Source organism: Mycobacterium shottsii, from assembly GCF_010728525.1.
Classification (GTDB): Bacteria; Actinomycetota; Actinomycetes; order Mycobacteriales; family Mycobacteriaceae; genus Mycobacterium; species Mycobacterium marinum.
Genome location: NZ_AP022572.1, coordinates 5,882,894 through 5,907,293 on the forward strand (window position 1 = coordinate 5,882,894; position 24,400 = coordinate 5,907,293).

The window sequence follows — 24,400 nt, forward strand, 5'->3', positions numbered from 1 at the left end:
ATGCCCGAGGGTGAAACCGTCTGGCACACCGCAGCCACACTGCGTCAATACCTGGCCGGAAAAACGCTGACCCGCTGCGATATTCGGGTGCCGCGGTTCGAGACCGTGGACCTGACCGGGCAAGTGGTGGAGGAGGTGCAAAGCCGCGGCAAGCATCTGTTCATCCGGACCGCTCTGGTCAGCATTCACTCCCATCTGAAGATGGACGGCAGCTGGCGAGTCGGCGACCGGCCGGCGCGGGTAGACCACCGCGCACGAATCATCCTGGAAGCCAACGATATCCGGGCAGTGGGCGTTGACCTGGGCGTGCTGGAGCTGCTGGAGCGCGACAACGAGGGCGCCGTCGTCGCGCATCTGGGGCCCGATCTGCTGGGTGAGGACTGGGATCCACACATCGCGGCCGCCAACCTGGCCGCCGACCCGCATCGTTGCATCGCCGAGGCACTGCTCGATCAACGGGTGCTGGCCGGGATCGGCAACGTTTACTGCAACGAGCTGTGCTTCGTCAGCGGACACCTGCCAACCGCGCCGGTCAGCGACGTTGCCAAGCCGCTGCGCCTGGTTACCCGCGCTCGAGAAATGCTGTGGGCCAACCGGCTGCGCTGGAACCGCACCACCACCGGCGACACCCGCGCCGGTCGGCAGTTGTGGGTCTACGGCAGGGCCGGTCAGCCATGCCGGCGCTGCGCGACCGGCATCGAGCGCCAAGGGCCTGACGGCTCCGGCGAGCGGGTGCGGTACTGGTGCCCGGCCTGCCAACGCTGAGCCGGCGATCCCAGCTACTCGCGGGCGTGGGTCACGAAGAATTGGACAATCGCCTCCGACCCGTCGAATGCACGGGTGGTGGCCCCGATGACCGGCTTGGGCAGGTACTGCCTGCTGCCCGGCCAGGTGTGCCCGCCATTGCCGATCTGGTAGAAGATCACTTCCGTGCCGGGGGCGCACGCGGTGGAATCGAAGCGCAGCACCACCGTTGAATCCCCGGCTTCGGGCAACTCTGCTACCGCTGGTTTGCCTTGGCACTCATCGACTGCCCGCCAGCGCTCGATCATGCTCGCGGCCGAGATGGCGCGGCTGAGCCCGCCGCGCCCGCGCACCTTGCCTCCCTTGAAGGGCACCACCCGATCTGCGGTACCGTGCGCCGCCAACACCGACACCGGGCGGGACGGATTGCACGGCACACCCACGCCCAGCGTGCCGGCGATCGGAGCGATCGCCGCGAATACGTCCGCGCGGTCACACGCCAGGCGGTTGGACATGAATCCCCCGTTGGACATCCCGGTGGCGAAGACGTGCCCGGCCGGCACCCCAAAGTCCTTCTGCACCTTGCCCACTAGGGCCACCAGAAAGCCGATGTCATCGAGGTGGCGCCGGTCGGCCGGTGCGGCCCCCCGCCCGTCGGCCCAGCTCTTGTCGTAGCCGTTGGGATACACCACCAGCAAGTTGTTCGCGTCGGCCGCGGATTCGAAGTCGGTGAGGCGTTGCTGTCCGGCGCCGCTGGCGCCGCCACCGTGCAGATTGAGTACCAGCCCAGTCGGCGGACCGGGCGGCACGTGCAGGATGTAGGTCCGCTTGAGACCGCCGAACGCAAACATTCCGGCTTCGTTTCGCGCGCGGGGCACCGAGGTTTGTTGTTCACCGCACCCCACCAGGCATAGCGCCAGAACCAGCAGTGATAGCCAGCGCACCCCGAGCATGACGCAAAGTTACCGACCGCTGCCCCAACGTGCTTGACGGCCTCCCCGCCGTTCAGCCCGCCGATGGCGGTCGGGGCATGAACGTCCCCTTGAGTTCCAGGCCGTATTCGAGGTGTTCGTACTTCTGCTGCTTGCGCTTGCGCCAACCGCTGCCCGCCGAGATCGGCGGTGGCATCAGCGGTGGCAGCATCGGAAACCCGGACTCCGCGGCCCCGAGCGGTGATGCTACCGACGCGAGTTGCACCGGCGTCTGGGCGGCTGGCAACAGCCCGGCCGCAGCGGGTGGTGCGGTGAGGTTGCCTATCGGCATGCCGACCCCCAACGCGGCCGTCGGCGCCGCCGCGGCGCCGACACCTTCCACCGCGCTGGACAGGGTGGCCGCCGACTCCCCCAGCGCCGACTCACCTTCCGACAGCCCCTCGGCGATGTCGGGGGCCACCGACGTCAACGCCTGCGCCGAGGTGTTCTGCGCCAGGTAGCTGAGCAGGTTGACCGGAAAGCCGGACGACACAAATTGATTGGCATAGGTGTTGGCCAATCCAAACCAGCCGCTGTTGGGATCGATGGAGGTCAGCGACTGCAATACATCAAGCGGGGAGGCGGCCGCAACGGGAGCCGCGGCCGCCGCGGCCACGTTGGCTCGAGTGGCCGGGCCGGTCAGATCGGGCGTCGACAGCGGCGAAGAGAACTGCGGTAATGCGACAGCTTGTACCGAGGCCGCCTCGTAGCGATACATGGCCGCAGAGTTGTTCACCCACACGCCCTCGTACTGGGCTTCGGTCTCGGCGATGGCCGCAAGATTTCGGCCCAGTCGGTTGGTGGCCAACAACTGCGCCAGCGCAATCCGGTTGGCCCTGACCTCCGAGGGGTGCACCAGGGTCGCCAGCGTGGAGCCAAATGCGGCCGCGGCAACCTGCGCCGATGCCGCCAGTTGCTGGCACTGTTGGGCGGTGGCGCGCAGCCAGGTGAGATACGGGCTGATGGCCCCAACCATCGCCGCCGAGGACGGGCCGCGCCAGACATCGGTCAACGCGGACAACACCGGATCGTGAGCGCGTACGGATTCCTCCAAATCGGCGCCCAGCCGCTGCCACGCATCGGCGGCCTCGATCAGTGATTCGGGACCGGGCCCCGAGTGGATCAACGCCGAGGTCATCTCCGGGGGCATCGCGATGAAGTCCATGACATCACCTTGACTACGCGAGAAAATTTTCCGGAACATCGCGTTGACGACGGCGGGAAATGCCTTGGAACATTGCGCGTCACCGTCCGGCGATGGCACTGACGGCGCGCGACAATCGCGACTTGAATTCGTCGGGAATCGGCACGTATCCGGTGCCCGCAAGGGCATTCTGGCCGGCACCGACCGAACTATGCAGAAACGCTTTGACAGCCATTGCGACCTGCGCATCGGGGTACTTCGAGCACACGATCTCATAGGTCGCCAGCACGATCGGGTAAGCGCCCGGTTGGTTTGGCCGGTAGAACGAGAGGGTATCGAAAGCCAGATCGTTGTCCTCCCCGACAAACCAGGCAGCCGAAATCGTCTTTCCCACCGACTCTTCGCTGATCGCTACCGGAGCGGGCCCGGCCGAGGTGATGATCTTGGCCATGTCGAGATGCTGCTCTCGAGCGAACGACCATTCCACGTAGGTGATCGCCCCTTCGGTGCTGCTGACGACGGCGGCGGCGCCGGCGTTGCCCTTGGCGCCCTCCCCCACGCCGCCGTTGAAATGCTTGCCGGCACGCTTGCCCCACCCACCGTTGGAAGCGCTATCGAGGTATCGCTGGAAGTTGTCCGTGGTGCCGGACCCGTCGCTGCGGAAGACGACGCGAATGGGTTCGGTGGGCAGGTCGGCGCCCGGATTGAGTGCTTCGATCGCGGGATCGTGCCAGTTGGTGATGCTGCCGTTGAAGATCCTGGCCGCGGTGGGGCCGTCCAGGTTCAGCGATGTCAGACCGTTGACCCGGTAGGCGATGGCAATCGGGCCGAACACCAGTGGCAGATTCCAGACGGGCGAGCCGCAGCGTTGCTCGGCCTGGGTGTGCTCGTCGCTGTTCAGCGGCGAATCCGAGCCCCCGAAATCGGTCTGGTCGCGGATGAATTCGCTAATCCCCGCACTTGAGCCGTTGGCCGTGTAGTTCAACGACTGACCGGGGCAGGCTTGCTCGAAGGAACGGACAAACCGGATCATGGCGTTTTCCTGGGCGGTGGAACCACTGGCCGTCAGAGTCCGCTTGCCGCCGCAGGTCACTTGCGCCGAAGTGGTTCCCGGCGCCGCGCTTTTGCCGGCGACGTTGTTGTCACCCGAACATCCCGAAAGTATCGATGCGCCGAGGGCCAATACACTCACCGCGGCGCCAAATCGATTGAATCTCACTTCAATTCCTTGCAACGATGAAATGATCGCCGTCGGCATGGTCGCGGCCAGCCAGACGCATCGTAACAAGATCTCCGATGCAAAGATCGGCTCCGGCGAAGCCGCAACGGGGCCGCATTCGCAAATTCAGCCACAGTTTGCGACCGGTACACGCTCCCGAAAGACGGCCGACATCACCGCGCCTGGATGGCCAACTACAACCTGTTGCGGGTATGGCGGCCGAGGGCCGAAGGGCTCTTCTCGGCGGGGAGGTTCCAGCAATGAGGAGCAGCAGAACGCGTGCCCTGGTCTTGGTGGTCGCGCTGGTCGGGCTCACGGAGTTGGCCACCGCGACCGCGCACGCCGACGCGGTGGATGACGCCTTCTTGAACGCCGTGAGGTCCCACGGCATCAACTTCGCATCGCCACAAGCCGCAATCATGGCCGGTCACCAGGTGTGCAATGCGCTCGATTCCGGCAGGCAGAAGTCCGATGTCGCTGGTGACGTGGCGGCCAGCAGCAGCCTGGACGGCTACCGTGCCGGCTACTTCGTCGGCGTAAGCATTGCCGCGTACTGCCCCAGGCATCACTCCCAGGCCTAAGCGTCGGGCGAGCGTCTCGGGCTAGCCGGCAGCACCCTGACCCACGGCTTGGATCGAGGCATGCTCATGCAACGCCTTCTCCGCGTCAGGATGGACGGGTTTGAGGTCGAAGACGACCTCTTTTACCGTGCCGCTGAACGCATACGGCGCCTTGTCCTCGTAGTCCCGGTCGACGACCCGACCGTTGTCGCGACCGACATCCAGCCCGGCATAGGACGTGAAGGCCAGCGTCACGGTTTGCGGCAACTCGCCCTCTCCGATCAGACGGTCGTTGGCCCACAACGTCACCCGGCCACCGGAGCCGATCACGGGCGCTTCGGATTCGAACAGCATCCGGACCGTGACATCGCCGGTGGGCACAGGTTCGGTGGACACCTGCCGGTAGGTCTCGATGCCCAGGAACGAATAGGTGTGGTGCAACCGCCGCTGTTCGTCTACCCACAACGCGAACCCACCCATGAAGTCGGCGTTGGCCACGATCACCCCTTCGGCACCGCCATCGGGGATGTGCAGCCGTGCTTCGATCGCGTAGGAGCGCCCGAAGACGCGCGGCACCATGCCACGCTGGATGTTCTGCACCCCGCCCTGGAAGGCGAACCGGGTGGTGGTGGGCAGCGGCGGTAGCTCGCCGTACATCACCGCGAGCCCTCCCAGCAGCGGCAGCACCCGATTGCGTTCGGCTTCCTGCCACCACAGCTCACGTAGCTCGGCCAGTTTGTCCGGATGCTCGGCCGCCACATTTCTGGCCTGAGAGAAGTCGTCGGGCAGGTAGTAGAGCTCCCAGACATCCTTCTCCGGGTCGTAGTTGCCGGGCGAAAAGCGCGCCATGGTCTGCGGAGACAGGTCCCACGGCGCCTTGTCCAGCCGGGCACACGCCCACCAGCCGTCCTGGTAGATGGAGCGGCTGCCGAAGTTTTCGAAGTACTGCACGGTATGACGTTCTTCGGCCTGCGCGTCATCGAAGGTGTGCACGAAACTGGTGCCGTCCATCGGTTCCTGCTCGAAGCCATCGACACTGGTGGGCTCCGGTAAGCCGATGGCCTGCAACACAGTTGGCGCGATATCGATGCAGTGGGTGAACTGGCTTCGAATACCGCCTTCGCGCGGGATCCGGCTGGGCCAGCAGACCACCATCGGGTCCCGGGTGCCGCCGAGGTGGCTGGCCATCTGCTTGCCCCACTGGAACGGCGTGTTGTTGGCGTGCGCCCACGCGCTGGCGAAATGCGGTGCGGTGAACTCGTCGCCGAGCGCCTCGATGCCACCGTATTGTTCGATGAGCTCCAGCTGCCGCTCGGCATCGAGATCCAGGCCGTTGAGGAACGTCATCTCGTTGAACGATCCGGTGTTGGTGCCTTCCATACTGGCGCCGTTGTCGCCCCAGATGTAGAAGACCAGCGTGTTGTCCGATTCACCGAGACCGTCGATCGCGTCGAGCAGCCTGCCCACGTTCCAGTCCGCGTTCTCGGAGAACCCGGCGAACACTTCCACCTGTCTTGCGAAGAGCTTCTGTTGCGCCTCCGACAAGCTGTCCCAGGCCGGGAACAGGTCGGGACGCTCGGTCAGTTCGGCGTCGGGCGGAATGATCCCGAGCTCCTTCTGGCGCTCGAATGTCTTTTGCCGATACACATCCCAGCCCTCGTCGAACTGGCCCTGGTATTTGTCGGCCCACTCCTTGTACACGTGGTGCGGTGCATGTGTGGCGCCGGTCGAGTAGTACAACAGCCACGGCTTGGTCGCGTTCTGCGCCCGTACGGTGTGCAGCCACTCGATGGCCTTGTCGGTGAGGTCGTCGGGGAAGAAATAGGGCTTCCCGTCGTCCCCCTGCGGTATGCCCAGCACGGAGTTGTCCTGGGTGATGATCGGGTCATACTGGCCGGCCGCACCCGACGGGAATCCCCAGAAATGGTCAAACCCCCAACCCAGCGGCCAGTTGTCGAATGGACCCGCCACACCCTGAACGTTGTCCGGGGTCAGATGCCATTTACCGAAAGCGCCGGTCACATAACCGTTATCGCGCAGGATGCGCGGTAGCGCGGCGCAGCTGCGCGGCTTGACCGTCGAATAGCCGGGGTAGGGGCCGGGCAACTCGCACACCGATCCAAAGCCGACCCGGTGATGGTTGCGGCCGGTCAGTAGCGCGGCACGAGTCGGCGAGCAGATCGCGGTGAGATGAAAGCGGTTGTAGGCCAGACCATTGTTCGCCACCCGCGACAGCGTCGGAGTTCTGATGCCGCCTCCGAAGGTATCCGGTCCCCCGAATCCGGCGTCGTCGATGAGCACGATGAGCACGTTGGGTGCATCGTCGGGGGCGTTGGCGCCCGCGACGATCGTCCAGTCGCCGACCGACTCCGCCATGGTGCGGCCGATGGTGCCACCGAAGCTGCGCTGCGGGATCGGCAGTTTGGTGCGGTCCGGATTGAACTTGCCCATCGCCTCCTGCAGCGCCGCACCCAGGCTCCGCATCGTCGACCGGCTCAATTCGGCAACCGATTTCATCGGTGAGCCCGACAACGTCTGTTCCACCGGCAACCGGCCCTGCGCCGGCGTCACGGCGATGACCACCGCGCTGCCCGCCGACAGCGCCTGCCCGATCTTGTCGGCCAGGCCGCTCTTGACCCGGTGCTGGATGAAGGTGCCCGCCAGCGCGCCGGCCGCCGCACCCACCGCCGTCGACGCCAGCAGTGCCGGCGAGAAGAGGCCGACCGCCAGCCCCGCGCCGGCCCCCCAGGCGGCACCACGGCGGCCGAGACGGTTGCCGGTATCGATCAGGACGGGATTGCCCTCGTTGTCCTTGCCGACCAGTACCGCGCCTTGCAGCGGCAGAGTCTTGGCGTTGGCCCGACCGGTCAGATTCTCGAAATCGTGTTGAGCCGCATCCAGATCCTGGTACCCGGCGACGATGACCAGTGTGTTTTCTTCACTCATGAGGCACTCGCGGTGGTTGGCTCATATTTCTCGGGGACTGACGAACTCGCGGCGCGAGCCGGACAGCGGATCCTCGAACTCGATGCGCTGAGCCAGCAGGCTCAGCGGCGAGCTGAAGTCGCTAAGGTCGTGTGGCGACTCGGGTATCACGTTGGGGTACAGGGGATCCCCGAAGATCGGCAGGCCAAGCGAGGCCATGTGCACCCGCAGCTGGTGAGTGCGCCCGGTCCGCGGGGTCAACCGGTATAGGCCTTCGGGTGAGATCAGCTCTACCAGCGTTTCCGCATTGGGCTCACCGGGCTCGGAGACCGCCTGCAAGTGGCCCCGCCGCTTGACGATGCGGCTGCGGATCACCCGCGGGAATGCCAGGTCAGCATCGACCGCGGCCCGGGCCAGGTAGGTCTTGCGTACCGCACCCCGGGCAAACAGCGTCTGATATCGCCCGCGCAACTCGCGCCGGGTGGTGAACAGCAACACCCCGGCCGTCAGCCGATCGAGCCGGTGCGCCGGACTCAGCTCGGGCAACCCGAGCTCGCAGCGCAACCGCACCAGCGCGGTTTGCGCAACGTGGCGACCCCGCGGCATGGTCGCCAGAAAGTGCGGCTTGTCGGCGACCACGATGTCCTCGTCCTGGTGGAGCACCGGCATCTCGAAGGGCACCGGCACTTCTTCGGGAAGATCACGGTAGAGGTACACATGCGATCCGGGCTCCGCCACCGTCGCGGTATCGACGATGGCGCCTGCCGCGTCGACCACCTCGCCGGCCAGCACCTTTGCGCGGGCGGCCGCGCCGAACCGTTCGCTCAGCTCGGCCAGCACCGGCCCACCGTGCAGTCGTACCCGCGCCGGCCCCAAGGCGTCGCGGACGCGCAGCGGTGCGGGCTTCACAGCGGTCCTCCTAGGGCGTGTCTGCTTAATGTGAATGGTGTTTTGGCTGATGCTGTTTGGGTGATGCGGACGCATGCGATTTCTGATGATTTGTGGTCGCTGATCGTGGCGGTGTTGCCTGCGGGGCGGCGGCGTGGCCGGCCGTGGAACGATCATCGACGTACTCTGGAGGGCATTATCTGGCGTTACCGTACGGGATCTCCGTGGTGTGACCTGCCCGAGCACTTCGGTCCCTGGCAATCGGTGGCCGAGAGGCATCTACGCTGGTCGGTCGATGGCATCTACGCGCGGATCTTCGCGGCGATCGCCTCTGACCTCGACGCCGAGGACGCCGACCTGGGCGCACTGTTGTCGGTCGATTCGACCAGTGTGCGCGCCCACCAACACGCAGCCGGAGCGCCCCGGGCGCCGCACAGGGGGATCTGTCGAATTACAAGAAATATCTCGATGAGCCCGATGACCACGCCATTGGGCGTTCCCGCGGCGGGCTGACTACCAAGATCCACGCCTTGACCGACCAGCTGTGCAGTCCGGTCACCCTGGCACTGTCGGCCGGTCAAGCCGGTGATAATCCGATGCTTTGGCCACTGCTGGCCGCCCGGTGCAGCAACTCATACGCCCCGTTTCGCCTGCTGGCGGACAAGGCGTACTCCCATGACTCGACGCGGGCACAGCTGCGCCGGCTCAAGATCGCCCATACCATCCCCGAGCGCAGCGACCAGATCACCCGCCGCAAAGCCAAAGGCCGCAACGGAGGACGGCCTCCGGGGTTCTCAGGCCGAATTTACAAGCACCGTAACACCGTCGAGCGAAGCTTCAACCGGCTCAAACACTGGCGCGCGGTCGCCACCCGCTACGACAAATACGCCCTGACCTACCTCGGCGGTGTCACCCTGGCCGCCATCATCACCTACCACCGCGTCCGCAATTAGCAGACAGGACCTAGCCGGGTGGCGACGTCGCCGGTGGGAGACTACCGACCCAGCCGAGCATAGGGGCCCTAACGGCAAAGTTTGCGCCGTCGCGTCCGGGTTGGCGCTGCGGACTCCTTGGGTTCATTCACCCAAATGCCGAACGGACTGGTGCTGGGCACGCCCTTGAACGCAAAACACCATGTCCCGCATGTGATTCGGGATCAGAGCCAGTCGCGACGGCGGAACATCACGTAGAGCAACGCCATCAGGACCACGATCACGCTGGTACTGGCGAGGAAACCCGCTAGCGTCCCGAAGCCCAGGTAGGGAACGTTCTGGCCGTAGAAGCCCGTGATCGCGGTTGGCACCGCGATGATGGCCGCCCACCCGGTCAGCTTCTTCATGACGGCGTTGAGCCGGGCGTCTTGCAGCGAGAGGTTGGTTTCGAAAATGGTTGAGATCATGTCGCGTCACGACTCTGTCCACTCCGAAACCCGAAGCACGTGGTCATACAGATCGGCGTAGAGCGGGTCGAGTTCCCGGGCGGCCTCAACGTGCAGGCGGTGATGTTGCAGGGAGTTGACCACTTCGCGCATCGGTAGCGCGATGCGCCGCAGGTTGACCAGGTCTCTGCGGATCTGAAAGGTTCGGCGCTGAAAGCTCCCCCTTGGCGAGTTGTTTTCGAACAATTCATCTTCGATCGCCTCGATGCAGTCATCGAGGGCTTCCACCGCCGCGAAGTGACTGTCGACCACCACGTCAAGCAAGCCGTGCACCAATGCACCCACGCCATACTGTTGCCCGCCGATCTCATCCCAGCGCCGGGTGACTTCGGTGATGTCGAAATCCGGCGTCAGCCGCACGGTGATCAACCCCTGACCGAGCACGAACGCCGAAATCCGGCGCATCGACAACATCGGCGCAGTGTCTTCGCCCAGGCGGCCGACCACACCGGCGTCATAGACGGTGAAGAAGGTGTGGGTCACATAGGCGGTCGACTTGACCCGCTCCGCCGCCGCCACCGCGTCTTCAACGGCCCAGTGGTTCAGGCGGAGTTTTTCGGCCAGGTCGCTCAACGTGTCATGGTCCGGATTGCACAAATCGGCCCAGACCAGGGTGTTCTCCTCGCTGAGGTACTCAGCGATCTTGTCGAAATCGAACTCATCCTGGAGCTGCCCAGACCGCCACACGCGGCCCCGGACACTCGGAGCTACCTGCACGAGGTCATCTTGTCAGCCCAGAGCAGATGCGGCGCGCCGACCTAATACGTGGATATCTCGTCCTCGGAAGGCAGTACCCCGGTGACCATGAAGATGACGCGGCGCCCGACCTCCACCGCATGGTCGGCGAAGCGCTCGTAGAAACGGGCCAGCAGTGCGGTTTCCACACCCGTGGCGACCCCGTATTTCCATTCCTGATCAATCAGCACACCGAGCAGGCGCCGATGCAGATCGTCCATCGCATCATCTTGGTCGTGCAGCAACGCGGCCTTCTTCGGGTCACGGGTCAGCAGCACCTGTTTTGCGCTGTCCCCCAACGCGATTGCCACCTTGGCCATCTCGGCGAAGCAGCCGCGGACTTCCTCGGGAAGCACCTGCTTGGGATACTCCACCTGGGCGATCTTGGCGATGTGTACCGCTAGCGCACCCATCCGCTCGGTATCGGCGATGATCTGCGCGGCGCTGAAGACCGACCGCAACTCGCTGGCCACCGGCTGCTGCAACGCCAGCAACGCCAACACGTCTTTTTCGATTTTCGCGCGCATCGCCACGATCTGCTCGTGGTCGGCGATCACCTGGTCGGCGGCCACCGCATCGGCCTCCAACAGGGCTTGGGTCGCGCGCTTCATCGCCAACCCGGCCATGCCACACATCTCTCCTAGGGCGTGTCTGCTTAATGTGAATGGTGTTTTGGCTGATGCTGTTTGGGTGATGCGGACGCATGCGATTTCTGATGATTTGTGGTCGCTGATCGTGGCGGTGTTGCCTGCGGGGCGGCGGCGTGGCCGGCCGTGGAACGATCATCGACATACTCTGGAGGGCATTATCTGGCGTTACCGTACGGGATCTCCGTGGCGTGACCTGCCCGAGCACTTCGGTCCCTGGCAATCAGTGGCCGAGAGGCATCTACGCTGGTCGGTCGATGGCATCTACGCGCGGATCTTCGCGGCGATCGCCTCTGACCTCGACGCCGAGGACGCCGACCTGGGCGCACTGTTGTCGGTCGATTCGACCAGTGTGCGCGCCCACCAACACGCAGCCGGAGCGCGCCCCGGGCGCCGCACAGGGGGATCTGTCGAATTACAAGAAATATCTCCATGAGCCCGATGACCACGCCATTGGGCATTCCCGCGGCGGGCTGACTACCAAGATCCACGCCTTGACCGACCAGCTGTGCAGTCCGGTCACCCTGGCACTGTCGGCCGGTCAAGCCGGTGATAATCCGATGCTTTGGCCACTGCTGGCCGCCCGGCGCAGCAACTCATACGCCCCGTATCGCCTGCTGGCGGACAAGGCGTACTCCCATGACTCGACGCGGGCACAGCTGCGCCGGCTCAAGATCGCCCACACCATCCCCGAGCGCAGCGACCAGATCACCCGCCGCAAAGCCAAAGGCCGCAACAGAGGACGGCCTCCGGGGTTCTCAGGCCGAATCTACAAGCACCGCAACACCGTCGAGCGAAGCTTCAACCGGCTCAAACACTGGCGCGCGGCCGCCACCCGCTACGACAAATACGCCCTGACCTACCTCAGCGGTGCCACCCTGGCCGCCATCATCACCTACCACCGCGTCCGCAATTAGCAGACAGGACCTAGACCGCTCGGAAGTTCTTGACAGACCAATCGGGAATCGGTGCTAGGTAACGTGAACAACTCGATCACGCGGTATCTGCCCGGTTTCGGCCTGGTGACGGCGCCGCTACGGGCGGGAGCCCTGCTGGCGGCCACCGCCGGCGGCACGGCCCTGCTGGGCGGCAACGTTGCGGCCAGCATCGGAAAGTCCTTGGCCCGCGCCACCCCCGATGTGCCGGCCTTGGCCCGGGCGGCGGCGGGTGTGGCGGTCGAGGCGATGGGCGGCCCACCGGCACGGCGCTGCAGCACCAATGGTCGGCGGCGCTGGATCGAGGTGCGCGGCTTGAGCGGCGACGACGCCGCGGCCATCGCCGGCGACGTACTGGCGGCCGTGCGCCAGACACCGGGCGTGCACACCGCATTCCTCAATCGCACCCTGGCACGGCTGGTGATCACGTTGGATGCCGATGCCGAGGGGCCCTCGACGGCGCAACTGTGCAGGATCGTCGCCGCTGCCGAGGGGCGCCATCGGACGCGGACAACCGGGCAGCAGCCGACCGGCCTGCCGGGCGACGACGTGGTGCTGATGGGCCGCATGATCGCGGCCGGGGCCGCCACCATGGGCCTTGGCCTTTCGCTGACCGGCAGCCTGCTGCGGCTGCCCCGACTGCCCGACTTGGTCGCGGTACCCCCGACGCTGATCGACCACCTGCCCCGGCTACGGCGTGAACTGGAAAAGCGGCTCGGGCCGGAGGGCACCGACGTCTTGTTCGGCGTCGTCAATGCCACCACGGCCGCATTGACGCTGTCGCCGACGGCCGCCGCCGCCGAAGCCGCCACCCGGGCGATGCTCGCCGCCGAGGCGTGGAACGGCCGGTCCACCTGGTTTCGGCACGAGCCGCGCCTGGGCAGCTACGCCACCCCGGACGCTACCGCGGCAACACCAAAGCGCATCTCGAGTTAGCCCGATGGACCCGCGGAACGCTACGCCAACCGGATCGGTTTGACCGGGCTCGGCGCCACCGCCGTGGTCGGGCTGTTGTCACGTAACCCGGACTCGGCCGGCGCCGCCGCCCTGGCCGCGGTCCCAAAGCCGTTGCGCACCGTGCGCGAAGCGTTCGGCTGCGCATTGAGCAACGGCCTGACCTCCCAGCACGACGCGCTGGTGCTGCGCCCCCGCGCCCTGCGGGCACTCGACCGGGTCGACGCGATCATGATCGATCCGCGCGCCCTCTACACCGACGAATTGACGATCAGCCGCGTCTTAGGAGTACAGAATTCGGCGCGCGGCAAGGCCTGGGAGGCGGTCGCGGCCGCCCTCGACGACCAACGGCTGGCCCCCGGATGGCACCACCTGGCTGACATCCCGGGAGCCGGGCGGACCGGCCGGGCCCTGATCAGCCCCGTTCGCGACCCATACGCGGCCGCGGTGATCACCGAAGCACGCCGCGCGCGCCCTCGGGTCTTTTCCCTGGAGGATGACGGATTACGTTCTCTGGCGCAAGGATTCGACCACCTTTATCCCTCGGCCGAGTCGATCGACGATGCGATGGCGGCCGCGCTTGCCGAGCTGAAGGCCGGTGGGGCCACGGTGGCGCTGTTGACCACCTCGGCGCTGCAGGCCGAGCACCGGTCCGACGTCACCATCGGGGTGCTCCGGGCGCGCCATCCGCCACCGTGGGGCGCCGATGTCCTGGTTTCGGATCTGACCGGCGCCTGGCGGGTGCTGCACGCGCTGCCGGCGGCGCGCACCGCCACCGACAGCGCAATCCGCCTGTCGGCGTCGGCTTCGGCGATCGGCGCGCTGATGCTGATTCCCAGTGTGCCGGGGCGCGGTTCGGCGTCGGTCAATGTCGGCATGGCGGTCAGCCTGTATCTGGGATTCCGCTCGGGCACCAAGGTTTTTCACGATACGGTGCCGGAGCCCGAAGCCGGCCACGACTGGCACAGCCTGCCCATCGCGGAGGTGCGGCGGCTGCTGCCGCGTCCCGCCGAAGAAGACCGTCGTGACGCGGAGAACCGATGGGAGAAGTTGCCGCCGATTCGCATGGTGCATCGCGGCACCGCAGCATCGTTGCGCCTGGTTCGTGATTTCACCGCCGAGATGCGCGACAATCTGTCCGATCCGATCACCCCGATGCTGGCCACCGGCGCCGCCGCCAGCGCATTGCTGGGTTCTCCGCTGGATGCCTTCCTGGTCAGCAGTGTGCTGTTGCTCAATGCCGCGCTGTCGGCCGAGCAGCAACTGCACGCCGAGCGCATCCTGAATCGCCTACTGGCAGTGCAGGATCCACCCGCGCGGCGACGGCTTGGCCCGCTCGACGAGCAGCGTCGCGAGAAGGTTCCGGCCAAGCGGCTGCGTCCGGGCGACATCATCGAAGTCCACGCCGACGAGGTGGTGCCCGCCGACGCCCGGCTGTTGCACGCATCCAGTGTCGAGGTCGATGAGTCGACGTTGACAGGCGAGTCGCTGCCGGTCTCCAAGCAGACCGAGCCCACGCCGGGCGCCCCGCTGGCCGAGCGGGCCTGCATGCTCTATGCCGGCACCACGATGGTGGCGGGCACGGCGGTGGCCGTGGTCACCGCAGTCGGTTCGCATTCGGAGATGCGCCGGGCGCTGGCGATGGCCCCGCGCAAGTCCCGGGAGATCGGCCTGCAGCGGCAGTTGAGCCGAATCACTCGGCGCGCGTGGCCGTTCAGCGTCGCCAGCGGGGGCCTGGTCGGGCTGCTCAGCATGTCGCGCGGCACTCCGCTGCGAGAGGCGGTGGCCAGTGCGGTCACCCTGGTCGTCGCGGCAGTGCCGGAAGGCTTGACGCTGGTGGTGACGCTGGCCCAGCTCGCTGCGGCGCGCCGGCTCACCGGCGAATCCGTGCTGATCCGCAATGCCCACTCGATCGAAGCGCTCGCCCGGTTGAACGTGGTGTGCTTCGACAAGACCGGAACGCTGAGCGAGAACCGGCTGAAGGTCAAAACGGTGCGCCCGGCGCCGGGTTTCACCCCGGGGCAGGTGCTGGATGCCGCGCTGAGCACCACCTACTCCAGGCACACCCACCGGGTTGAGCATGCCACCGACGACGCGATATTCCAGGCCGCCGACGACCCCGAGGTTCGCGGCGACGGCTCCCAGCCGCAACCGCGGCTCTCCCGTGACGCGTTCCTGCCGTTCCAGTCGGGCCGCCCGTTTGCCGCCGCCCTGGCCGAGACCCGACTGACCATCAAGGGCTCACCGGAGGTGCTCTCGGCGGCGCTACAGCGGGCCCCCGAGGCCGCCGCGGACCCCTTCACCAAGCAGATCGACGAGATGGCCACCGGTGGCCTGCGGGTGCTGGCGGTGGCCGAGCGTCAGCTGCGCCCCGAGCAAGCTACCGCGGCCGCCGCCGATCCCGATCTGCTGGAATCCCTGTGCCAGTCCGAACTCACGCCGGTCGGCCTGCTGGGCCTGGCCGCCACTCCCCGGCCGACGGCCCAGTCCGTGCTCAATGGGCTCGCCGACCGCGATATCGGGGTCCGCCTGATCACCGGCGACCACCCCGCCACCGCCACCGCAACCGCCCAGGAGCTCGGACTGGACGTCACCGACTCCGATGTGATCACCGGCGCCGAATGGGAAGCGCTGTCGGCCGACCAGCCGGGCCACGGTGGTCGCATCACGGCTGGTCTTTGCCCGGATGTCGCCCGAACACAAGGTGGAGGTGGTGCAGGCTCTCGAGCGCGCCGGGCTGGTCACCGCGATGGTCGGCGACGGGGTCAACGACGCCGCCGCGATCCGGGCGGCCAGCGTGGGTATCGGGATGGCCGCCCGCGGCAGCGATGCGGCCCGGACGGCAGCCGATGTGGTGCTGTTGGACGGACGGATCGACGCGCTGCTGGAGGCTCTCGACGAAGGCCAACAGCTGTGGCGGCGCGTGCATTCGGCGGTCTCGGTGCTGTTGGGCGGCAACCTTGGCGAGGTGTCGTTCGCGCTGATCACCACGCTGCTGACCGGCCGCTCGGTGTTCAATGCGCGGCAGATGCTGCTGGTCAACATGCTTACCGATGCGCTGCCGGCGGCGGCGTTGGCCGTCAGTCCCCAAACGAGCAACGTCGAAGTGGAGCGCGACGAGGCGGCCATGTGGCGAGCGATCGGGATACGCGGCGCCTCCACCACGACCGGCGCCATGCTGGCGTGGCTGATGGCCAGCGCGACCGGCACCCGGCGCCGGGCGGCGACGGTCGCGCTGATCGGTTTGGTCGGCACGCAACTCACGCAGACCGTGGCCGACTCGCACGGCCCGCTGGTGGTGCTGACCACGGTCGGGTCCTTCGGGGTGCTCGCGGTGGTGGTGACCACCCCGGGCCTCAGTCACCTGTTCGGTTGCACCCCGGTGGGCCCGTTGGCCTGGGGTCAGGCGCTGCTGGCCGCCGCGGTGGCGGGTTCGGCGTCGGTCATCGCACCCGAACTGCTCATGCGGCTGTCGCAACAAGCTCAGCGCCTGATCAGCGTCACCGCCGATGGGCAGGCGACGGTGCAGGAACGCGAAGCCGGGGCGCCCACGTAACAAATGTTCGTTCAGCCGCTACCACGACGTCGAGCTTTCGAGTCGCGGCGCGTTCCCTACGCCCGTAGTTTTTGATTCGGGGTCCGACGGGTTGGCTGACAACCCGCACAGTCAACCGACGGGTGGTTGGGATGGAGCGCGAAACTCGCTTGCAGCTGAGATCATTTCGGCCTGCTTTGGAACATGTCGATGGCGCGTGGTGGCCGCGGTCGAGGCAGTTGGTGGACGAGCTGCCGGGCCTGGTTGCCTCGATTACCGAACGCCTGGGACCGATCGTGATGGTCGGCTACCACCGCAACGGGTGGGAACAGACCCCGACGGTGGCCGAGATCGCCGGTCACACTGTCGAATTGCTGGGCTTCAGCAGCGACGACCCGGCCAGTCTCATCCTGATCGGCCAAGACGGTCACCATCTGACGCTGCGGGTGATCTCACCGGATGCCAGCGACCAGAGTGCGCAGCGGACCCTCGATGAGGTGCGGGTCGATACCGATGCCGGCAGCCCGCCCGCGGGCCGCTCCCTGGTGGAGCGCAACGTCGCCGACGTCGCCGACAAGCTGGCCCGCCACGAGGGGCTCGACGACGATCAGCGGACCGCCCAGATCAAGCGGTGGTGTGAAGAGGCCGCAGCACAGTTCGTCGATGCGCCGGTGCAAACGTTCGTTCCGATCCTGGTCGAGCACATCGTGCGCAATCGCATGATCGAATCCCGTGGTGCGACGCACTCGCCGCTGCTCGAACGCTCACCCGAGCCGGCGAACAGCCGCTGAACCGTCCCTATCGGGGTGGGCTCGCCTTGGTCATCAGAGCCGTGATCGCCGCCACGTCAGCGGGGCTGGGTATGCCCCAACCCGGCTGGTAGCCGAACAAGTCGTCGACCTGCACGGTCTGCAGGTACACGTCGAGAAGCTCGATCGCCTGCAACGGGACGAGGGCGGGGTGCACGTAGCCGCAGGCCCGGGCCAAAGACAGCAACTCGAAGCGCAGCGTGGCCAGATAGTTGGCACAGCGCACCGCTTTGAGGGCCGGGTCCAGACCGTGCTGCAACCACGCCGACTGGGTGGCCACGCCGGACGGGCATCGGCCGGTGTGGCAGCGCTGAGCCTGGATGCAACCGATGGCGAACATGGCGGTCCGGCCGACGTTGATCATGTCGGCGCCCATCGCCAGGGCCAGCAGCGCGTTCTCGGGGATACCGAGCTTGGCAGAGCCGATGAACACCACGTCGTGGTGCAGGTCCTCTTCGGCGAAGGCGCGAAACACCCTGGGGAAGGCCCATTTGAAGGGCAGGGCGACATGGTCGCTGAAGACCAGCGGGGCCGCACCGGTGCCGCCCTCTCCGCCGTCGACGGTCACGAAGTCGACACCGCGACCGGTGCGTGCCATCCGTCCCGCAATCTGGGGCCAAAACAACCCTTCGCCGACGGCGGACTTGATGCCGACGGGCAGACCCGTCGCATCGGCGATGGTCTCCACCAGCTCGAGCATCCCGTCGACGTCAGCGAACGCGGAGTGTCCGGCGGGGCTCTTGCAGTCCACTCCGACCGGAATCCCCCTGATGGCAGCGATATCCGCGGTGACTTTGGCGCCCGGCAGCATGCCGCCCAGGCCCGGTTTGGCGCCTTGGCTCAGCTTGATTTCGATCGCGCGTATCGAGGGCGTGGCGGCCACCCGATCGATCAGCCGCGACAGGCTGAACGTCCCGTCGTCGTTGCGGCAGCCGAAGTATCCGGTGCCGATCTGCCATACCAGGTCGCCACCGTTGAGGTGATAGGGCGACACCGCGCCCTCACCGGTGGTGTGCAGGGCGCCCGCAATCGCCGCGCCCTGATTCAGCGCGCTGATGGCCGCGCCACCGAGCGCGCCGTAGCTCATCCCGGAAATGTTGACCAAAGACGAGGGCCGGAAGGCTTTGGCACGCCCGCGGGCGCCACCAAGCACCTTTGCCGCCGGCAGCGCGACGGCGGGATCGGGATGAGCGGGCTCGCCGTCCGGGGCCGATACCGGAAATGCCGCGTGCTTGATGATGGGGTAGTTGTGGGCCCGCTCCAGGTCGTTGTCGGTGCCGAATCCGAAGTATCGGTTGGTCAATTTCGACGACGTGTACACCCAGCGCCGTTGGTCACGGCTGAAGGGCCGCTCTTCGTTGTTGTCGGTGACGATGTACTGGCGCAACTCCGGTCCAACGGCTTCGAGCAGAAAGCGCAGATGGCCGATGATCGGGAAGTTGCGCAAGATGGCGTGCCGGCGCTGCCAGAGATCCCAGCCCGCTACCCCAGCCATACCGCCGCCGAGCACCGCCGACACCGATCGCGGCTCCATGCCGAACCCGGGTTCGTGGTCATCACCATGTTTGCCCCTTGCTGATACCCAGGAAAAATTTGTTCACGTGGATTTGACGCGTAAATGTCGGTTTTGACGTCACCGATGAATAGCGTGTTCTAACAGCGGCCGGGTGGTGGTTCGACGGCGAACCGGGGCCGCTGGCCTTAAATCCCGGGCCGCAGGTGTCCTCTTCCCACGAAGGAGGCCAATGGTGTCGTTGCCCGATCACATCAACATGCGGCCCGACGGTGTGCGAGCCGCGGCCGTTCTGACAGCGCGGTCTCGCGAGGCGGTGCGCTCGGCGTTGGCGGCGGTCGCCAGCAAGCTGACCCCGGCCGCCAGCGGTGAGGACGACCCGATGCTCATGGCTCGCGGCGCCGAGCGGTGTTGAGGTCCAGCAAGTTTCAATTCAGCGGCACCGGCTCGAGGATCTCGGCACGCGCCTCGGGTGCGCTGGCCCGCAACATGTCCGCCGATACGTCGTCAGGCTGGGCCTGCGACAGGACCTCCGCTTCCACCCGCGCCTTGTAGTTCGCGACTTCCCGCTCGATGTCCTCAACGGTCCACCCGAGCACCGGTGCGACCACGTCGGCCACCTCACGGGCGCAGTCGACACCACGGTGCGGGTACTCGATGGAGACCCGCATGCGGCGGGCCAGGATGTCTTCCAGATGCAGCGCGCCCTCGGCGGTGACGGCGTAAAGGGCCTCCACCTTGAGGTAGCCAGGAGCCTCCTTGATGGGCGTCAGCAGGTCCGGATCGTCGGCCGCCAGTTCCAGCACCTCGTTGATCAGCGATCCGTAGCGGTCCAATAGGTGACGCACTCGGTAGGGGTGCAGACCGACCATCTCGCCGACGTGTTCCACCTGGTTGACCAGAGCAAAGTAGCCGTCGGCGCCCAGCAGGCTGACCTTCTCGGTGATCGACGGCGCCACCCGGGCCGGAACGAACTGCACGGCGGCGTCGATCGCGTCGGCCGCCATCACCCGGTAGGTGGTGTATTTGCCGCCGGCGATGGCCACCAGCCCTGCCGCCGGTACCGCCACAGCGTGCTCGCGCGACAGCTTGGACGTGTCGTCGCTCTCCCCGGCCAGCAGTGGTCGCAGACCGGCGTATACGCCGTCGATGTCGGCATGCGTCAGGGGCGTGGCCAGCACCGCGTTGACCGTGCCCAGGATGTAGTCGATGTCGGCCTTGGTGGCCGCGGGGTGGGCCAGGTCCAGGTTCCAGTCGGTGTCGGTAGTCCCGATGATCCAGTGGCTTCCCCACGGAATGATGAACATGACCGACTTCTCGGTGCGCAGGATCATCGCGACGTCGCTGACGATGCGGTCCCGGGGCACCACCACGTGCACACCCTTGGACGCTCGAACCTGGAATCGCCCGCGTTGCTTGGACAGCGCCTGAATCTCGTCGGTCCAGACCCCGGTGGCATTGACCACCACGTGCCCGCGGACCTCGGTGATCGAGCCATCCTCGGAATCGCGCACCCGCACCCCGACCACCCGGTCGCCCTCGCGCAGCAGCGCTACCACCTGGGTGGAACAACGGACGACCGCCCCGTAGTGCGACGCGGTACGAGCGACCGTCATGGTGTGCCGGGCATCGTCGACGACGGTGTCGTAGTAGCGGATACCGCCGATCAGGGAGCTGCGTTTGAGGCCCGGGCTCAGCCGCAACGCGCCGGCACGGGTCAAATGCTTCTGCGCGGGAACCGATTTTGCGCCGCCGAGGCGGTCGTAGAGGAAGATCCCGGCGGCAATATAGGGACGTTCCCAGCCACGCTTGGTGAGCGGGAACAGAAACGGCAGGGGCTTGACCAGATGCGGCGCCAACGTGGTCAGCGACAGCTCGCGCTCGAAAAGAGCTTCGCGCACCAGGCCGAATTCCAGTTGTTCGAGGTAGCGTAGTCCACCGTGGAACATCTTCGACGAACGGCTCGACGTGCCAGAGGCCAGATCGCGGGCTTCGATCAGGGCCACCTTCAGCCCGCGGGTAGCAGCGTCCAGCGCACACCCGGAGCCCACTACCCCGCCGCCGATAACCACCACATCGAACTGCTCGGCACCGAGCCGCTCCCAAGCCAACGCGCGCTGCTCGGGCCCCAGCGAACCGGCGGGCCCGGTCTGGTCACGCTGCGATGCGTCGGTCGGATTGCTCACGACAATGAACTCCTGTCGGTTTCTTGTCAGTAGGCGCTAGGTGCACCACAAGGCTAATTGGTGCGGCGTCGCAGTAGTTGGGCTTCAGTCCAGATCATCGTGGGCCATCAGGCGGCGAGCGGCCTCGGTGATCGAACCCGATAACGACGGGTAAACGGCCAGTGTCTGGGCCAGCTCGTTGACCGTGATCCGGTTCTGCACCGCCACCGCGATCGGCAGGATCAGCTCGGAAGCGATCGGCGCCACCACCACGCCGCCGATGACCACACCGGTGGACCGCCGGCAGAAGACCTTGACGAAACCGTGCCGCACCTCTGACATCTTGGCCCGGGCGTTGGTCCGCAACGGCAACATGATGGTGCGGGCAAGCACTGAACCGTTGTCGATCGCCGACTGCGGCACGCCGACGGCAGCGATCTCGGGCCTGGTGAACACCGTCGCCGCAACCGTGCGCAACCGGATCGGGCTCACGCCCTCCCCCAGCGCGTGGTACATTGCAATGCGACCCTGCATCGCGGCGACCGAGGCCAGCGGCAACAGGCCGGTGCAGTCGCCCGCGGCGTAAATGCCGGTCACCGACGTGCGTGACACCCGGTCCACGTTCAGATAGTTTCCCGGTCCGAGTTCGATACCCACGCGTTCCAGGCCGAGGCCGCTGGTGTTGGGGATCGACCCGATCGTCATCAGCGCGTGGCTGCCCTCGACGGTGCGGCCGTCGGTCATGGTCACCAGAACCCCGTTGTCGGTGCGGGTGACGGACTGGGCGCGGGCGTTCTTGAACAGTCGGACGCCGCGTTCGGCGAACGACTCCTCCAAGACCAGTGCGGCGTCGGCGTCCTCGTAGGGCAACACGTGATCCTGGCTGGCCACCACCGTGACCCGCACACCCAGTTCGGTGTAGGCGTCGACGAACTCCGCGCCCGTCACCCCCGAGCCCACCACGATCAGGTGCTGGGGCAACGCGTCCAGGTCGTAGAGCTGCCGCCAGGTCAGGATGCGCTCGCCGTCCGGTCGCGCCGACGGCAGGATCCGCGGGCTCGCTCCGGTGGCGATCAACACGACGTCGGCGTCGTGCTCGCTGGTGGTGCCGTCGGCGGCCGTCGCCTTGACGCGGTGGCGCAGGCCGGGTGCGGGGTCGAGCAGCTCGCCCTTACCGGCGATCACGTGCACGCCCACGCTGAGCAGCTGGGCGGTGATGTCCGCCGACTGCGCCGCGGCCAGCTCCTTGACCCGGGCGTGGATCTTGGGCAACGAGATTTTCGCCTCGTCGAAGTCGATGAGGAAGCCCAGGTGAGGCGCTCTTCGCAGCTCGGTGCGCAGGCCGGTGGACGCGATGAACGTCTTGGACGGCACACAGTCGTCCAGAACGGCGGCACCACCGATACCGTCGGAGTCGATCACTGTGACTTGGGCTGATTCGGGGTGTGAGGTGGCGGCCACCAGCGCGGCTTCGTAACCGGCTGGGCCTCCACCGAGGATCACGATGCGGGTCACCACACGCAATAACCTAGCTTGAGGGGCTCAGAACTGCCTCGCGTGCCGCCGTGAGAGCCCGACCGGGCGCGCCTGAGCATGAAGAGCCAAGCATCACACCCAGGGATGAGCCGCATCCGTTTACGTGACGTTTAAGATTTCTGCGTGCCGCTCTACGCCGCGTACGGATCGAACATGCATCCCGATCAGATGCTCATGCGTGCACCCCACTCCCCGATGGCCGGAACCGGCTGGTTGCCCGGGTGGCGGCTGACCTTCGGCGGCGAGGACATCGGCTGGGAAGGAGCCCTGGCCACCGTCGTCGAGGATCCCGACTCCAAGGTGTTCGTGGTGCTCTACGACATGACACCGGCCGACGAGAAGAACCTCGACCACTGGGAGGGCTCGGAGTTCGGCATCCACCAGAAGATCCGCTGCCGGGTGGAGCGATTGTCCTCGGACACCACCACCGATCCCGTCCTGGCCTGGCTGTACGTGCTCGACGCCTGGGAGGGCGGTCTGCCGTCGGCGCGCTACCTGGGCGTGATGGCCGATGCCGCCGAGATCGCGGGCGCACCAAGCGATTATGTGCACGATTTGCGTACCCGGCCGGCCCGCAACATCGGCCCGGGGACCGGAACCTAGCCGGGGGTTGCGTCAACCTCTGCCGCGAGGGTGCGTGTCTACACGCCGACACGCCGTTGCGGCCGGCAATTTGGGCACCCTCGCGAGCCCATCAGGCGGCCTGAGCCCGGGCCAGCGCCCTGGCCAGCCGCTGGACAAGTTCGGCCGGCCGATGCCTGACATCGTCGGCCACGATGGGCACTATCACCCACCCCAACTCCAGCAGCGCCGCACTGCGCCGTCGATCCCGCAGGAATGCTTGCGGCCCGCTATGCCAGTCGACGCCGTCGTACTCTGCCGCGACCCGCAGACCCGGCCACTCGAAATCCAGTCGCCAGCGCCGGCCGTCGGAGCCGACCAGCTCGTATTGCAGCACTGGCGCGGGTAGTCCGCCTTCGATCATCACCAGCCGGGTCTCGCTCTCCATCGGCGACTCCGCCAGCGGACTCGCCAATGCGAGCAACTCGCGCACGGCCACGACGCCGCGCCGGCCGGATTGCAGACAGACCGCTCGGTCGAGGTCGTCACGGTCGCATGTCCCGCTGCGCAGGGCGGCGTCCAGTGTCGCCAACGCTCGCGGCCGACGCAGCCCCCGGGCGACCTCCATCGCCGTCCACGCGGGCGTCGTGAGTTCTCGCCCCGCGAGGCGAGTCAACTGTGCACCGGCGCGCCGGTGCACGGTCAGGCCGTCGGTGGATCGCAATTGCCGCCCCTCGGGATTCAGCACATGCAGATCCCCGGTTTGCTCGGTGTCAAAGCCGTAGGCCGCAGCGGCGGTCCCCAGGCATGCGGCGACCGGTGCGCCGACTGCCAGGTCCACTCCGCGCAGCCGCAGCCCACTGGTCAACACACCGCGGCCATAAATGCCATGCCAAACTCTGCTCAGTACCCCGCTTTTCAGGTCGGCTTCCAGCCCGCGCCGGGTCAGGAACGTCATTACCTGGGCGGACGTCGCCACCCCGCCTTGGGCGTCGAGCAACCGGGCGAGCTCTGCGTGCATGGGGCCATCGTCGAGGCGCACCTGACGGGCCCACAATTCACCACGACGAGCGTGCGCATAATGCCGGCAATACCGGCGTGTCGTTGTCCAGACACGCACG

Annotated in this window: 15 protein-coding genes and 4 pseudogenes; 8 read left to right on the forward strand and 11 right to left on the reverse strand. The window is 66.7% G+C overall.

Features of this window, described 5'->3' with window-relative positions:
- Entirely contained in the window at positions 1-765 is a 765-nt protein-coding gene (gene nei2, locus G6N41_RS27205) for an endonuclease VIII Nei2 (protein ID WP_198966205.1), read from the forward strand.
- Positions 766-779: 14 nt separating this feature from the next.
- Here the strand turns inward: nei2 and G6N41_RS27210 are convergent, their stop codons facing one another.
- The 3 genes from G6N41_RS27210 to pstS all read right to left on the reverse strand — a co-directional run bounded on the left by G6N41_RS27210 (position 780) and on the right by pstS (position 4,078).
- Positions 780-1,697, reverse strand: coding sequence for an alpha/beta hydrolase family esterase (locus G6N41_RS27210; RefSeq protein WP_198966206.1), 918 nt, complete (start codon positions 1,695-1,697; stop codon positions 780-782).
- 52 nt (positions 1,698-1,749) lie between these two features.
- Positions 1,750-2,880, reverse strand: a complete 1,131-nt coding sequence (locus tag G6N41_RS27215) for a PPE family protein (protein ID WP_198966207.1) — start codon at positions 2,878-2,880, stop codon at positions 1,750-1,752.
- A gap of 79 nt (positions 2,881-2,959) precedes the next feature.
- Complete coding sequence (gene pstS / locus G6N41_RS27220) at positions 2,960-4,078, reverse strand: phosphate ABC transporter substrate-binding protein PstS (RefSeq protein WP_198966208.1); 1,119 nt, start codon at positions 4,076-4,078, stop codon at positions 2,960-2,962.
- Positions 4,079-4,338: 260 nt separating this feature from the next.
- Between pstS and G6N41_RS27225 the strand changes: the two genes are divergently transcribed.
- Positions 4,339-4,659, forward strand: a complete 321-nt coding sequence (locus G6N41_RS27225; RefSeq protein WP_012393111.1) for a DUF732 domain-containing protein — start codon at positions 4,339-4,341, stop codon at positions 4,657-4,659.
- 21 nt (positions 4,660-4,680) lie between these two features.
- On the opposite strand, the gene G6N41_RS27230 is transcribed toward G6N41_RS27225, so the two are convergent.
- Positions 4,681-7,584 carry an arylsulfatase gene (locus G6N41_RS27230; RefSeq protein ID WP_198966209.1) on the reverse strand — a complete coding sequence of 968 codons (2,904 nt, stop codon included), beginning with the start codon at positions 7,582-7,584 and terminating at the stop codon, positions 4,681-4,683.
- A gap of 21 nt (positions 7,585-7,605) precedes the next feature.
- The gene (locus tag G6N41_RS27235; RefSeq protein WP_407663710.1) at positions 7,606-8,472 is read right to left on the reverse strand and encodes a pseudouridine synthase; all 867 of its coding nucleotides are present in this window, start codon (positions 8,470-8,472) and stop codon (positions 7,606-7,608) included.
- Positions 8,473-8,532: 60 nt separating this feature from the next.
- Here G6N41_RS27235 and G6N41_RS27240 point away from each other — a divergent pair.
- Positions 8,533-9,404 (forward strand): annotated as a pseudogene (locus G6N41_RS27240) (IS5 family transposase).
- Between the two features lie 203 nt (positions 9,405-9,607).
- Here G6N41_RS27240 and G6N41_RS27245 read toward each other — a convergent pair.
- Positions 9,608-10,606: pseudogene (locus tag G6N41_RS27245) on the reverse strand (magnesium transporter CorA family protein).
- A gap of 41 nt (positions 10,607-10,647) precedes the next feature.
- Positions 10,648-11,319: a phosphate signaling complex protein PhoU gene (gene phoU, locus G6N41_RS27250; RefSeq protein ID WP_259594334.1), complete on the reverse strand. Its 672-nt coding sequence runs from the start codon at positions 11,317-11,319 to the stop codon at positions 10,648-10,650.
- On the opposite strand from phoU, the pseudogene G6N41_RS27255 reads away from it, so the two are divergent.
- From G6N41_RS27255 to G6N41_RS27265, 3 genes and pseudogenes are all read left to right on the forward strand, one after another.
- Positions 11,315-12,188, forward strand: a pseudogene (locus G6N41_RS27255) (IS5 family transposase). The gene phoU and the pseudogene G6N41_RS27255 overlap by 5 nt on opposite strands.
- Positions 12,189-12,251: 63 nt before the next feature.
- A pseudogene (locus G6N41_RS29850) lies at positions 12,252-16,716 on the forward strand (cation-translocating P-type ATPase).
- Between the two features lie 131 nt (positions 16,717-16,847).
- On the forward strand, positions 16,848-17,486 hold the full coding sequence (locus G6N41_RS27265) for a DUF5994 family protein (RefSeq protein ID WP_020732085.1): 639 nt from the start codon (positions 16,848-16,850) through the stop codon (positions 17,484-17,486).
- 7 nt (positions 17,487-17,493) lie between these two features.
- Here the strand turns inward: G6N41_RS27265 and G6N41_RS27270 are convergent, their stop codons facing one another.
- Complete coding sequence (locus G6N41_RS27270) at positions 17,494-19,038, reverse strand: FMN-binding glutamate synthase family protein (RefSeq protein WP_198966211.1); 1,545 nt, start codon at positions 19,036-19,038, stop codon at positions 17,494-17,496.
- 211 nt (positions 19,039-19,249) lie between these two features.
- Between G6N41_RS27270 and G6N41_RS27275 the strand changes: the two genes are divergently transcribed.
- The gene (locus G6N41_RS27275; RefSeq protein WP_020732083.1) at positions 19,250-19,432 is read left to right on the forward strand and encodes a hypothetical protein; all 183 of its coding nucleotides are present in this window, start codon (positions 19,250-19,252) and stop codon (positions 19,430-19,432) included.
- Between the two features lie 13 nt (positions 19,433-19,445).
- Here G6N41_RS27275 and G6N41_RS27280 read toward each other — a convergent pair whose 3' ends face one another.
- The gene (locus G6N41_RS27280; protein WP_012393103.1) at positions 19,446-21,203 is read right to left on the reverse strand and encodes a glycerol-3-phosphate dehydrogenase/oxidase; all 1,758 of its coding nucleotides are present in this window, start codon (positions 21,201-21,203) and stop codon (positions 19,446-19,448) included.
- Positions 21,204-21,287: 84 nt separating this feature from the next.
- Positions 21,288-22,700: an NAD(P)H-quinone dehydrogenase gene (locus G6N41_RS27285; protein ID WP_198968048.1), complete on the reverse strand. Its 1,413-nt coding sequence runs from the start codon at positions 22,698-22,700 to the stop codon at positions 21,288-21,290.
- 141 nt (positions 22,701-22,841) lie between these two features.
- On the opposite strand from G6N41_RS27285, the gene G6N41_RS27290 reads away from it, so the two are divergent.
- Positions 22,842-23,321 (forward strand): gamma-glutamylcyclotransferase, encoded by a 480-nt coding sequence (locus G6N41_RS27290; RefSeq protein WP_011740604.1) that lies wholly within the window; start codon positions 22,842-22,844, stop codon positions 23,319-23,321.
- Positions 23,322-23,412: 91 nt separating this feature from the next.
- Here the strand turns inward: G6N41_RS27290 and G6N41_RS27295 are convergent, their stop codons facing one another.
- The gene (locus tag G6N41_RS27295) at positions 23,413-24,300 is read right to left on the reverse strand and encodes a hypothetical protein (protein WP_198966212.1); all 888 of its coding nucleotides are present in this window, start codon (positions 24,298-24,300) and stop codon (positions 23,413-23,415) included.
- Between the last annotated feature and the right edge of the window lie 100 nt (positions 24,301-24,400).